Origin of the sequence: Corynebacterium sp. 212_CJEI (assembly GCF_001055915.1) — a bacterium.
In the GTDB taxonomy this organism is placed as follows: Bacteria; Actinomycetota; Actinomycetes; order Mycobacteriales; family Mycobacteriaceae; genus Corynebacterium; species Corynebacterium jeikeium_D.
This window is the reverse complement of the sequence record NZ_JVPT01000030.1, coordinates 17,614-31,052: the sequence shown is the minus strand read 5'-3', so window position 1 is coordinate 31,052 and position 13,439 is coordinate 17,614. Positions and strand designations below refer to the sequence as shown.

The window sequence follows — 13,439 nt, the reverse complement described above, 5'->3', positions numbered from 1 at the left end:
CCGTCTCTCGACTTCCTGTAGTTCCTACTCCGTAGGTTCCAGCTCAAAACGGCTCTGCTGGGCGACAAAGCGTGCCGCCGCACGCTTTGCAACCAGCAGGCCAACGAAACCAATCACCCACACACCGACGACAGCCAACCAGCCAATGCGGAAGGTCTCCCAGGTGTAATTTCCATCGGGAGCTGCAATATCCAGCAGGAAGCCGACACCTTGTGCAGCGAGCATGGTGGCCACAAAACCGCCCATATTCGCCAACCCAGTGCCGGTGGCGAGTACCTTGCGATCGACCTCTTCGCGCACTGAGTCAAAGCCGAAGTTGGACATTGCACCAAGACCGGCCATTAGGATGTTGACTACGATAATTGCCCAGTACGCTGGTGGGTTGCTCGGTGCCAGGAACACAAGCCAGACGGCCATGTTGATAAACGCGATTGCGACAACAACCTTGATACGGTCGCGGCCGGTGCGTGCCGAGACCATGCCCATCAACGGCCCGGCGATAATTACTGACAGCGTGTTAACGACCAGCACCACACTGGCCTCGGAGGGCTTAAGACCCATACCTAGCATCATCAGAGGCATGCCCCACAGCAATGTGAAGATGCACTGATGCATCAAACCAGTCCAGTGAGTGAAGAAACCCTGCCAGCACACCGGGTGAGTGGTCACAATCTTCAGAGTCTGGCCGATAGTTAGTTTCTCATCGGCTGCGGCAGAGGCTCCGCCATCGGCAGCCGTTTTCGCGGCCTTCTCGGCGGCGCGGCGTTTACGAAGTGACATCTTGGCTGTGGAGGAGTTCTCCGGGACGTCGGCAAGCGCGATCATGCCTACGATAGCGATGAGAAGACCCGCGGTGCTCAGCGACAAGAACGCGGGCACCCACCCCGCGGCGTGCAGAATCGCGAGGAACGGGACCGCAGAGATGAACTGGCCGAGCTGGCCAAGACCAGCCGTGAGCTGCGTGAACAGCGGAGTGACGCGCAGTGGGAACCACGCGGGAAGCAGCCGCATAGCACCGAGGAATGCGGTGGCATCGCCGGCGCCGATGAACACACGAGCAATGACAGCCAGCGGATACGATGTCGTGAACGCAATGATGACCTGGCCCAGTGCCATGATCAGTGCGCCCACGACCATCGTTTTCTTGGCGCCGACGCGGTCAATGATGATGCCCGTCGGAATCTGCGCCAGGGCGTAGACGCCAACCTGCACGGCGGTGAACAGCGCGAGTTGGGAGGCGTTGATATGGAAGCGATCGAGCGCCTCGACGCCAGCGACACCCATGGAGGTGCGGCCGACGATGGCAACGATGTAGGTAATCAGCGCCGCCAGCCAGACGGCAATCGCGCGACCAGTGACATGCTCGCGCGGGTCCTTTGCCACTGCGGTGGCGGGCTGATCTGTTGATGAAATCTGATCTTTACCGTTACGCTGCTTTACCACTCGCCACATTGTAGACCCCATCAACCAACCGGCCTGAAGAGGGGTCGCACCGGGGCCTAGATGGCCCCGATCATGCCTGCGGCAAACTACCTTTGTGCCTTAGCCAGAACTTCCTTCACGAAGTCCGCGACCACCAGCCGTGAGACCTTGAAATCAATTACGGCAACGGAAGCCTCATCGGAGTTGGAAACGTCATGGAAGTAGGCGTCGAGTTGGGCAAAGTCCTCAGGTTCGCCGACACTGAAACCGTGAGCGCCATAGGCACGTCCGACTGCGGCGAAGTCGTAGTCGGCAATCTCCATGGACGAGGTGTCCAACCCGACATCGCCAAACTGGTGCAGCTCCGCGCCATAGGCAGCATCGTTAATGAACACCACGCAACCGCCACGACCACGCCGCAGCTGCTCAATCGCCGCAGGTAAATCCGCAATACCCATCGTGCCGCCACCGTCACCGGCGACTAGCACGCAATAGTCCTTGGGGCGTGCCGCCGCGAGGCCGACAAGTGACCCCATGCCCAAACCAATTGACTGAATCGCCGTGCCCACAATCACTTGCTGCTGCGGACCAGGCACATCAAGATATTTCGGAACCCACCCCAGGAAATGGCCACCGTCAGTACACACAGCGCGCTGATTGGGCAGGATACGATTCAGATACTGCAGGCACGCCCGCGGATCCAACCGGCCATCCGCGCACGTCAGCGACTCGACCTCCGCTGTCGTCGGCAGTGTCTTCAACTCCGCACGCCATGTGCTTGACGACGACCCCCGGGACTTCTCCAGCTGCTCTGCCAGTACGGGCAGAAGTTCCTCCAACTTAGCCAATAGCGGTGTCACCGACGGCTGAGCAGCGGGATGGGGCTCGTCGACAACCTGGATAATCTTCGCGTCCGGTGCAAACATGCTGCCGCCACGGTTTTGGAAAGCGTTGAAGCTTGCTCCCAGGAACAGCACCACATCGGCCTGTCGAGCTAGCTCCACCTGCCACGCGTGCGCAAAACCGCCCACGGTGCCAATCTGCCACGGACTGGAAAGCACATGACGAGCCATCGCTGAGTGCATAAACAGTGCCCCCGCACCGTCCCCGATGCGGCGAACTAGATCTGCGGTACCAGAGAGCAACACACCTCTACCAGCAATAATGAGTGGGCGACGGGCAGTTTGCAGTTCCTCGGCCAGCGACGCGACAGTTGACTCCAACCATTCTGGTCGGCCGGTGTGCAGATGCTCCTGATTAGTCGACTGTGTTTCAGACGCAGATGCCGTAATCGGTGCTTCTTGGATGTCATAGGGGAGCAGCAGCACGACAGGCTGCCGAGAACTCAGTGCGTGCTGGACCGCAAAGTTTGCGTCGTCAAGCGCGGACTCGGGAGTAACGGTGCGATGACAGACGTCGAGGGCGTCGAGGAGCGCCGCCTGATTAAGGTCAAAGGGACGTGGGCGTTCCGGGTGCGTGCCGACGACAAAAATTAGCGGAATACGGGCTACTCGAGCCTCGGCCAGAGTGGTTAGCGCATTGGTAAATCCTGCGCCGCAAGTGGCGGTCGCGATGGCAAGCCCTCCACCTGCACGGTGGAATGCATCGGCGGCCCCGACAGCAGCCGATTCGTGTCGGACGGAGGAGTAGCCGAATCCCGATTCAGTAAGGGCTGACGTGAAGTGGGAGTTCGCGTTGCCGATGAGACCGAAGCAGTGGTCGCAGTGCTGGGCCAGTGTGTCGGCCAGCGCCCGCGAGACCGTGGTTGTCTTTTGGGAACCTTCCTGCGGGGAAGATGCGGGCGCGTGGGGCATAGGACGGCTATTAACTCGAGTGAAACTCATGTGAACAATTGTGAGGTAATCACGGGGGTAATAACAGCCCTATAGCCCAAGATAATGCCGTTTGCCCTTAAAAAAGAGGGCACTATTCCACATCGCTGCTGCGCGGATGGGGGGGGGAGGTTGGGCTATGCCCGGTTTTAAGCCACGTTGTCGTCGATGAACTTCTTCACCACATCGACATCATTCGGCAGCTCGGTAACGCGGCGCGGGGCATTCATGATGTCCGCGAAACGCTCCGGGCAGTCCGGCTCGCGTCCGGTGGCCTCCAGGATGGTCTCGGAGAACTTTACCGGCAGAGCGGTCTCCAGGCAGACAATTGGGGTGGATACCTGGTCTACCAGGCCGCGGGCGACGTGGATGCCGTCAGCGGTGTGCGGATCGACCATGACCTCTAGGCGCTCCCAGCAGTCCTTGATGGTCTCGACGCGGTCAGCGTGAGTCGAGCGACCGGAGAGGAAACCGTACTGGGCAGAAGCCTCCGGGAAGATCGGATCAGCAGTAAGAGAGAAGCCGCCCTCCTTGACCTTGACACCAAAGAGGTCTGCAGTGCGCTCAGCATCGCGCCCCAGCAGATCGAAGATGAAACGCTCGAAGTTAGACGCGCGGGAGATATCCATCGATGGGGAAGAGGTAGCCTGAGTCTCCGCAGCGCTGCGCACGCGGTAGGCACCCGTGCGGAAGAACTCATCCAAGACATCGTTTTCATTGGTAGCCACAATCAGGCGGTCAATTGGCACACCCATCTGGCGCGCAATATGGCCGGCGCAAATATCACCGAAGTTGCCGGTCGGCACACTGAAGCTGACCTTCTGCGCGTTGTTCGCCTCAGCACCGTTGCCGCCAGTGACACGAATCCACGAGGAGACGTAGTACACGATCTGAGCCATCAGGCGAGCCCAGTTGATGGAGTTGACTGCGCCAATGTGGCGGCTGGCCTTGTACTCCAAGTCACCGGAGACCGCCTTAACGATGTCCTGGCAATCGTCGAAGACACCGTCGAGGGCGACGTTGTGAATGTTGGCATCCTGCAGACCAAACATCTGAGCCTGCTGGAACGCGGTCATTCGACCAGCCGGAGTTAGCATGAACACGCTGATTCCCTCACGGCCGCGCATTGCATACTCGGCCGAGGAACCCGTGTCACCAGAGGTGGCGCCGAGGATGTTCAGGGTCTCGCCACGACGAGCCAGTTCATACTCGAAGAACTCACCGAGCAGCTGCATCGCCATATCCTTGAATGCCGCTGTGGGGCCCATGGACAAGTGACCGATGTAGAGCTGATCTTCCAGCTTCGTCACCGGCACAATATCCGGATCGGAGAACTTCGGGTAGGTGTACGCCCGTGCACAGATACCGCGCAAATCCTCCAGTGGAATGTCGTCCACAAAAAGGCTGACGACCTCTGCAGCCAAGGCTGCGTAACCGTCGTCGACAAGCACGGAGCGCCAACGCGTCAAAGTGGCATCGTCAACCTGTGGGTACTCGACCGGCAGGTAGAGGCCACCGTCGTTAGCGAGACCTCCCAGGAGAATGTCTGAGAACTTGTGCGGCGTGCGCTCTGGGTCGCGAGTCGAAATGAAGTCCAAGGCGGGCCCCTTACATGTATGCCAACACCCGCCGCATCGGCCCATAAGAAGGCCTTTTGAAAGATTGCGACGGGGTTGACCGGTGGATGTTTTCTTTAATTTTTACATATGCACCGAAGCCAGTTAGGCCTCGGTTGTGGAAGATGCGGAATTGGCCTCTTCAGCGTCGAAGCTGAGCTCTTCGGAACGGTCGATGACATCATCCTTGGCAAAGCGGTTAACAATCATGGCAATTGCACCGTCACCAGTGACATTACATGCGGTACCGAAGGAGTCGATGGCGATGTAGGCGGCAATCATCAAAGCGACCTGCTCCTGATCGAAGCCCAGCATGGACTGCAGCACACCGACCGCGGCCATAATTGCGCCACCCGGAACGCCCGGAGCCGCAATCATGGTGATACCCAAAGTGAGAATGAAGCCGATGGCCATGCCCGGCGAAAGCGGCTTGTCCGCCATGAACATCACCGCAAACGCGAACAGCGTGATCTTCATCATCGAACCGGCCAGGTGGATGGTTGCGCACAGCGGCACGGTAAAGCCAGCGACCTTCTCCGAGACACCATTCTTCAGCGCGGCCTTGTACGTCACCGGAATGGTAGCGGCCGAGGAGGAGGTGCCGAGTGCGGTGACGTAAGCCGGCAGCATGTTCTTCAGGGACGTCCACGGGCTACGGCCAGCGATGGCGCCAGCGATGGAGAACTGGATTGCCAACAGGAGCACGGTGCCGATGACTGCCAGAAGCAGCACCTTGAAGAACATCGACAGCGTCGTGGTCAGGTTGCCGTTCATGCCCATAGACAGGAACATGCCAAAGATGTAAATCGGCAGCAGCGGGATGATAAACGCCGAGATGATCTTCATAATCACGTCGCGCAGCTGCGTCGCACCGCGGTAGAGCGAGTCCGACTTCACGGTGGTCATCGCCACACCGACCGTGAAAGCCAGCAACAGGGCGGTCATGACGTCAAACGGCGGTGGCATCTCCACATTGAAGAAGCTCTCCAGCGCGCCCTCATCAATATCCACCGATGCGCCGGCTTGGTCAGCGCCGAGCAGCCAAGGGTAGAGCCCCTGGGTGGCGGCGTAGGCCAGCAAGCCTGAAAACACCGTCGAGCCGTAGGCGATAGCAGTGGTAATACCCAGCCACTTTCCGGCGCCGCGGCCCAGGCTGGCAATCGCCGGCGTGATGAGGGCAAAAATCAGCACCGGGATAAAGAAGCCCAGGAAGTTACCAAAGAGGCCATTGAAAGTGACAAAAATTCGAGCCAGCCATTCCGGGAAGAAAAAGCTGCAGACAATGCCCAGAATAATCGCGACAATAACGCGGAATAGGAGCGTTTGCGTAAAACGCATTCGGGTACTCATAGTCAATCCTTGTTCGGATGGAATTTACTTCTCTAGCGTGCGGTATTTACGTTATGCAACGCAAATAACCGGGTGTGGTTTTACGCCTTTTCGGCTACCTCTTCTGCAACGGTCTCGTCGGCAAGCACACTCGCCGGGCGATTTGCGCGCTGCTTTCGCGTGACGACGTCAATTGCGTAACCAATTACCGTCGCTGCCAGAGTTGGCAGGAACCATCCGAACTCGATGGTCTGACCAGGTACGAGACTGAGGAAGTCCGCCAAAGCAGAACCACCGACACCCAAACCGGAGAGCACCGAGATACCCGACCAGATGGTGGCAACCCAGACGCCCAGGCGGTAGGTGTAATGCAGCTTGAAGGAGTAGGAAATGACCGGGTCGAGAAGAGTCAGTGCAATCAGCGTGATAGCCGGCGGGTAAATAAAGGTGATGATTGGCGCGGCAATCGCCAGTACCTGAGACAGCCCCTGTGTTGCCATTACGAAGGACATGACCGTGAAGATAATCGCCCAGGCCTTGTAACTGATGCCCGGAAGTAGCAGGTTGAAGAACTCGCTGGTGGCGGCAATCAGGCCGACAGCGGTGGTCATACATGCGAGCAGAACGATGAGGCCGAAGACAATCTGTCCGACCTGGCCCATGGCCAGCTTGGAAGCCTCTGCGAGAATGCCCGAGCCGTTATCGAAGGAGGCGGCATTCGGCAGCACCTGGCCGACATAGCCCAGACCCAAGTAGATGATGGCCAGCAAAATGCCGGCGAACAGGCCTGAGATCATTGTGCCGCGAACCATACGCTTGCCCTCTGGGACACCGCTGACGCGGAGGGCAGAAATGACAATAATGCCGAATGCCAGGCCGGCGATGGAGTCCATGGTGAGGTAGCCCTCGACTAGGCCGGAGGCAAATGGGGTAGAGGAGTACTTCTCAATTGGCGCAGCTGGAGCGGCATCGAATTTGAATGCCGACATTCCAACCAATACAACCAAGAGAATCAGCAGAGCCGGAGTGAGAATCTTGCCCAGTTTGGACACAATCTCATTCGGATTCCACGCCAATGCTAAGGCGATACCGAAGAAAACAAAGTAGAAGGCCGCAGCGACGGCCAGTGAATCACTGCCGAAAATCGGCTGGACACCGGTTTCGTACGACACGGCACCGGTACGCGGCAGAGCGTAGAAAGCACCGATGGAAAGGTATGCGATTACCGGGAAGCCCAAGGAAAAGATGCGGCCTGCGCGAAACGCTAGGTCACGCAGGTTGTTGCCTGAAATGGCGATGGCGATGATGGCCAGAACTGGCAACGCCACACCGGTGAGCAGGAAGCCGGTGATTGAGGGGCCAAAATTGGTACCGGAATCCACTCCGAGCTTCGGCGGGAAGATGAGGTTGCCCGCGCCGAAGAACATCGAAAACAGCATGAGAGCTGTAACAACGATAATGGAAGCGAAAGACTTCAGGGACTCCACTCCGCTCGACTTGGTCATGAGAATTGTGTTCTTTCTAAATTAGTGTCGCCCGTAAGGTCAAGGGCGATGCTGCAAGCTGCTGTGGCGACGCCGTTGTTGCCTGTGCTGCGGTGGCGCAAACGCCCGTTACAGCAGCGCAATTGCAGTTCGTGTGCCCATGTAGATGAAAGGCCACGATGTCGAAAACTGACACTCTTAATGTGAAATTGTGAATTTTCACGGGCTGGGTGGAGCCTGATGCGTGAATTAAGTTGCGGCTTGTATGAGCCGTCTTTATTTGAATTATTAAGGGGCTTCGACGGCGTTGGTGGTGCCGACGAAGGCACTCTATTTATCCTAATGGGGCGTTCGAGAGAGGGAAAATCAAGAAATTTCCCAGAAAGTTTGCTGCCTGTGATGGGGCAGCGAACAAAAGAGAAAGAGCCTGGCGCACACGTTTACGCTGACAGCGTGTGTACGCCAGGCTTAGTACTAATTCCGTCTGCTCTACAGCAGATCCTTCACTTTCGGATCCACCAGCGCGGTCACTGCGGCCTTCGCATCGGCTGCAGTTTCGGCATCGACAGCGTATGCTGCCATCTGCTGGCAGGTAGCGCGGTCGTGGAGGCGGAGAGCGGCGCGGACGGCCGGCACCTTCTTGGAAGCCATGGACAGCGAGCTCACGCCGAGTCCCACCAGGACCAGTGCCAGCAGCGGGTCACCGCCGGCTTCACCGCAGACACTAATGGGCTTGCCGGTAGCATTGCCGCCCTTGCATGCGGACTTAATCATTTGCAGCACAGCCGGCTGCCATGGCGATAGGAGATCCGCCAGAGCCCCCTGCATACGGTCGGCCGCCATAGTGTACTGCGACAAGTCGTTAGTACCAATGGAGGCAAAGTCCACAATGGACAGCAGCTGCTTCGCGCGAATTGCTGCTGCGGGGACCTCAATCATGATGCCGACCTTCGGCAGGCCACGCTCCCGTGCCTTGTCTGCAAACCACTTTGTTTCTTCGACCGTTGCGATCATCGGAGCCATAACCCGCAGGTCAGCCTTACGGCCGGTGGCGTCAAACGCAGCGGCGAGTGCATCCAGCTGCGTATCCAGCAAATCTTCCCGAGCCTGCGACAGGCGCAGTCCGCGGCGACCCAGCGCCGGGTTTTCTTCCTCGCCTAGGTCGGCAAAGCTCAGCGGCTTATCCGCACCCGCATCCAGCGTGCGCACAACCACGCGTCGCTCACCGAATGCCTTCAGCACACGAGTGTAGGTTTCCGTTTGTTCCTCCAAACTCGGAGCCTTGTCGCGGTCGAGGAAAAGGAACTCAGTACGGAACAGGCCGGTGCCCTCATTGTCCTGCGCTGCTGCAGACTCACCATCCTCCGCCGTACCAATGTTGGCCAGCAGATTCACGGGGTACCCATCAGCGGTCTTGCCTGCGCCCACAGACTGCGCCAGGGCTGCTTCCCGGCGTCGAGCGCGCTCTTCCAACGCGGCGACCTCATCGGCGGTCGGATTCGCAATTACCTCACCGGCGCCGCCGTCAATGGCGACGAAGGTACCGGCCTCGAGTTCCATGACGCCCTTCGCCTTAACGACGGCTGGAATGCCCAGCTGTGCTGCGAGGATAGCCGTGTGACTGGTCGGCCCGCCACCGGCGGTGGCAATGCCTACGACCAACCCGGGGTCAAGACCCACGGTTTCGGCGGGCGCGAGATCGTCGGCAAGCAGAATAGTTGGGGTGGAGACATCCGGGACGCCCGGTTTTGGCAGGCCACGCAGCTCGCAAATTGTGCGGTCGCGAACATCGTAGAGGTCGGTGACACGTTCAGCCATGTAGCCACCGAGACTGGTTAGGAGCTGCGCGTAGTCTTCAACGGCATCGTGAACGGCCTGGGTGATGCCGGAGCCCGCCTTGAGTTTCTTCACCACGGCCTTGGCGAGCGCCCTGTCGGAAGCCAGTTGCGCAGTGGCCTCCAGAATCGGGCGTGCCTGCGGGCTGGAGTGCTCAGCCTGCTTCTTCAGCGACTCTGCGACGTTGGCCATCGCCGCGCGGACGCGCTCACCATCGGCGACGGGATCGGTCGACGACGGCTCTTGAGTATCAACTCCCGGGGCGGGGAGTACCTTTACTACTTCAGCGCTGGCCGTACCGGTCGAGACACCGATGCCATAGATGACAGTGTGCTGCTCGTTCATTGCTTCCGATCTCCTTTTCGGGACCTCTGCGGGGATACTCGTCGGTCGTGGTGTGCCGTGGTGTTATCCAGGAGCGTTCTAGCTGGGCTTACTCGGCATCAAGGTCGCGCTCGAGCATGGCTGCAAGCTCGTCCAGAGCTGCAGCTGCGGAGTCGTCCTCGCAGCTCAGCGTGACTTCGTCGCCGTGCTTAGCGCCGAGGGTCATGACCTCCAGGATCGAGGCGGCATCGGCCTCTTCGTCGTCAAGGGAAATGACAATGTCGTAGTCGTACTCAGCAGCAGCCTGAGTGAACAGGGAAGCCGGGCGAGCGTGCAGGCCTACGGAGGAACCGATGGTAGCGGTACGAGTAATCATGGTTGAATCCTTTCGGGTCGAATATGTGAAATTTTCTGACTCAGGCACAGTGCCTGTACATCCCACCGCGGGTGCGCCGCCCGCTGGTGCTTGCTTAGCATCAACGTCGCGAACGCTCCGGGAAACCCTGGAGGCGGTGGGAGATACAGCCGCTGCCTGCACAATGCGTGCAATGTGCAGGGTGAGGTAGGAAACTTCGTCTTCCGTCAACCCCGACCCCAGACGCAGTTCAATGACTGCGGAGATACGCTGTGCGCAGCGAAACGCCTCTGGGGCGGAGTCACGGATGGCCTGGCCAATAGCGGAGGAGTGATCTTTCAACTGCTCATGCTTGGCAATCCGGACGAACAGGTAGCGCAGGTGTGTGATGAAGCGCCCCACATTGACAGTCTCTGGCTCCAGCGTGATGCCAAAATCACTTTCAATGATTGTGAGCAGCTGCTGCAGGACGCCCGTCATGGTGTAGGTGAAGCTCAAATCACCCGTGGCAAACCCGGCGTTGACCAGGTGCAACGTAATAGCCACTGCTTCGGAACGGGGCAATGGTGCTATACGACGGTCATTGAGAGCGCGATTGATATGCGACAAAATCGCCTGCGCCTGCGCGTATTCTTCACTATAAAGTTGGCTGACTTCCGCGAGCAGCGGGTAATCTGCTCGCTGCCCGTTAGCTGCCCTCATGATGGCGAAACCAATGTGATCGGCTAACGCCACAAGGAGGGAAGCGTTCTTCGTCATTGATTCCGGCAGGCCGGCTGCGGTTACCGCATCGGTCACAAGAGTCATGTGAGCCAGCGGAATTTCTGTGAGCATCGTGGCAATATGGTCCGGATCACGGCCTTCCGCTGGGACAAAGATGCGAACAACTTTGCTCGAATCAACCGGCTGCCCCGGGAGGGCCTTGAAGCCAATGCCGCGGCCGGTGATGATTTTCTCGCCGGTCGCGTCCTTGGCCAGAACCACGTTGTTATTGAATACTCTCAGGATTTCCATGTCGGTAACCGTGAACTCCTCCATAAGTTGAGGGATTTCAGGCCGGTATGCCTTCTAGAAATCAATTATGGCTGAACTTCGATGACCGTGTCGCCGGCTTGGACGGAGATGCCGGTGACCGGGGAAACCTTGGTCAGCTTCTTGGTATTGGTGATGGTCATCAGTGTCGTGGTTGGGTAGCCAGCTTCCTTGACCTTGTCGAAATCGACCTCGGCAAGAACATCGCCGGCCTCGACGTGCTGCTTCTTGGAAACCTGGACATCGAAGCCTTCACCGGCCATCTTGACCGTGTCGATACCGACGTGGACGAGTACCTCTACACCGTCATCGGTCTTAATACCGAAGGCGTGACCGGTCTTTGCCACAGTCATCAACGTGCCCGATACGGGTGCGACCACGGTAGAACTGGTCGGCTTGATACCGACACCGTCACCGAGAGCACCGGAGGCAAAGACCGCGTCGCCGGCCTCAGCAAGGCTGACAACCTCACCGGCAACCGGGGCCTGCACCTGTACAGGCTTGGTATCAACGGCAGTTGCGACACCACCGGCGCCAGCTGCCGCAGCAGCCGGTGCGGCAGCCTCGGCGTTGGTACCAGCGTCACCGGAAGCCTCAGCTGGAGCCGAATCGGAGCCACTGGTGGCAGCGTGTGGGGTGGCGTCGCTGGGTTCGTCGTCAAGCTCTGCGGCGCGTGCGGCCTCGGCCTCAGCCTTCTCTTCCGGCGTGCGGTAGTCGGTGAGAATGATGGCGAACATGGCGACGAAGAATGCCACGGCGACGGAAATCAGGTAGACCCACATCGGTTTGAACACGACAGTGGTGATGAGGGAGGTGAAGACGAAGGCGTTGGTTGTCACACCACCGAACGGAGCCGACAGGATGGCGATAGTCAGACCGCCGGCGAAACAGCCGAGCAGCATGCGCGGGTAAATCCGCTTGAAGCGCAGGTGAATACCGTAGAGGGACGGCTCGGAGATACCACCGAAGAGACCGGCAGCGAGTGCACCCGTTGCAGTTTGGCGCATCTGAGTGTCGTGGTCGCGCATGGAAAGAACCAGCACACCGGCAGTTGCTCCGAAGCAGGCGAAGTTCCAGGCACCCATCGGGCCTTGGATGAAGTCGTAGCCGAGAGTCTGGATATTGACCAGCATCAGCGCATTCAGTGGCCAGTGCAGACCCAGTGGCACCAGGAACGGGTAGAGCATCGGGATGAGAATTGCGAACACAAACGGTGCGTTCGAGTTCATCCATGCCAGGCCGGAGCCGATGCCGTTACCCAGCCAGATTCCCAGTGGGCCGATGAGGAAAGCGGTCAGCGGAATCATAATCAACATGGAGATAAACGGCACGAAGACCATCTGCACATTCTCCGGGAAGATCTTCTTCAAACCGTGGTAGACCACTGCCAGGATGGCGACCATGATCAGCGGTACAAAGACCTGTCCGCCGTAGTCATTGAGCTGCATTGGCAGGCCGAAGATGTTGGCGGTGAAAGTTTCGGTACCGAGTTCCTCGTTGACTGTCTTGATGGTGTCCGAGAAGCGATCGGTATCCTGCAGACTCATAAACTCCGGCGTCATTAGGGCAGCCATGATGGCTGCGCCCAGCCATGGATCTACCCGCAGCTTCTTCGCTGCGTTGTAGGCGACCATGATTGGCAGGAAGTAGAAGACGCTGCGCCACATGGCGTCAACAAAGATCCAAGTAGCGGACTTATCCTCAGCGCGGAAGTCGACGATGTTCAGACCGTCGAGAACCGCGGCAATAGCGATAATCAGCGATGCGCCCAACAGCACGCCCAGGATTGGGCGGAACGAATCGGAGAGGTACTCGAAGAAGTTGTCCAACCAGGAGTACTTGCCGCGTGCCTTCGAGCGAGCTTCTGCCTTAACGTCTGCGTCGGACTTAGTGGCGACTGCGCCGGCGCCCTTCATTTCCGGTAGATGCTTAATTGCCGTGTACATCGATTCGACGCCACCGCCACAGATGACCTGGTAGCGGTTATCGCCCTGGTGAACGACACCGAGTACGCCCGGCACCTTGTCAATCTTGTCCTCGTTGATCTTGGAGACATCACCGAGTTCAAAACGCAGACGCGTCGCACAGTGCGTCATGCTTGTGATGTTTCCGGGTCCACCGAGGTTTTCAACTATTGCCCTCGCGCTGGAATCTTTTGACGACCCCATCGTGACCTTCCTTCACAGTAAGCAGGGCCGTTAAACGCAAA

At 58.6% G+C, this 13,439-nt stretch carries 8 protein-coding genes and 1 pseudogene; all 9 read right to left on the bottom strand.

Going from position 1 to position 13,439, the window contains the following annotated elements; all coding sequences use genetic code 11:
• Nucleotides 1–24: 24 nt before the first annotated feature.
• The 9 genes and pseudogenes from ADB02_RS02665 to ADB02_RS02630 all read right to left on the bottom strand — a co-directional run bounded on the left by ADB02_RS02665 (nucleotide 25) and on the right by ADB02_RS02630 (nucleotide 13,398).
• Nucleotides 25–1,452 carry an MFS transporter gene (locus ADB02_RS02665; RefSeq protein WP_049189591.1) on the bottom strand — a complete coding sequence of 476 codons (1,428 nt, stop codon included), beginning with the start codon at nucleotides 1,450–1,452 and terminating at the stop codon, nucleotides 25–27.
• A 77-nt stretch (nucleotides 1,453–1,529) separates the two neighbouring features.
• Nucleotides 1,530–3,266, bottom strand: coding sequence for a thiamine pyrophosphate-binding protein (locus ADB02_RS02660; RefSeq protein WP_241482387.1), 1,737 nt, complete (start codon nucleotides 3,264–3,266; stop codon nucleotides 1,530–1,532).
• A 137-nt stretch (nucleotides 3,267–3,403) separates the two neighbouring features.
• Nucleotides 3,404–4,852 (bottom strand): threonine synthase, encoded by a 1,449-nt coding sequence (gene thrC / locus ADB02_RS02655; RefSeq protein ID WP_049189589.1) that lies wholly within the window; start codon nucleotides 4,850–4,852, stop codon nucleotides 3,404–3,406.
• Between the two features lie 123 nt (nucleotides 4,853–4,975).
• Complete coding sequence (locus ADB02_RS02650; protein ID WP_049189588.1) at nucleotides 4,976–6,220, bottom strand: dicarboxylate/amino acid:cation symporter; 1,245 nt, start codon at nucleotides 6,218–6,220, stop codon at nucleotides 4,976–4,978.
• A gap of 80 nt (nucleotides 6,221–6,300) precedes the next feature.
• Nucleotides 6,301–7,704 (bottom strand): branched-chain amino acid transport system II carrier protein, encoded by a 1,404-nt coding sequence (gene brnQ / locus ADB02_RS02645; protein WP_049189587.1) that lies wholly within the window; start codon nucleotides 7,702–7,704, stop codon nucleotides 6,301–6,303.
• A gap of 468 nt (nucleotides 7,705–8,172) precedes the next feature.
• Nucleotides 8,173–9,864 carry a phosphoenolpyruvate--protein phosphotransferase gene (gene ptsP / locus ADB02_RS02640; RefSeq protein WP_049189586.1) on the bottom strand — a complete coding sequence of 564 codons (1,692 nt, stop codon included), beginning with the start codon at nucleotides 9,862–9,864 and terminating at the stop codon, nucleotides 8,173–8,175.
• A gap of 88 nt (nucleotides 9,865–9,952) precedes the next feature.
• On the bottom strand, nucleotides 9,953–10,219 hold the full coding sequence (locus ADB02_RS11725) for an HPr family phosphocarrier protein (RefSeq protein ID WP_224433282.1): 267 nt from the start codon (nucleotides 10,217–10,219) through the stop codon (nucleotides 9,953–9,955).
• 177 nt (nucleotides 10,220–10,396) lie between these two features.
• Nucleotides 10,397–11,212 (bottom strand): annotated as a pseudogene (locus tag ADB02_RS11720) (PRD domain-containing protein); the annotation flags it as partial.
• 65 nt (nucleotides 11,213–11,277) lie between these two features.
• Nucleotides 11,278–13,398, bottom strand: coding sequence for a glucose PTS transporter subunit IIA (locus ADB02_RS02630; protein WP_049189584.1), 2,121 nt, complete (start codon nucleotides 13,396–13,398; stop codon nucleotides 11,278–11,280).
• Between the last annotated feature and the right edge of the window lie 41 nt (nucleotides 13,399–13,439).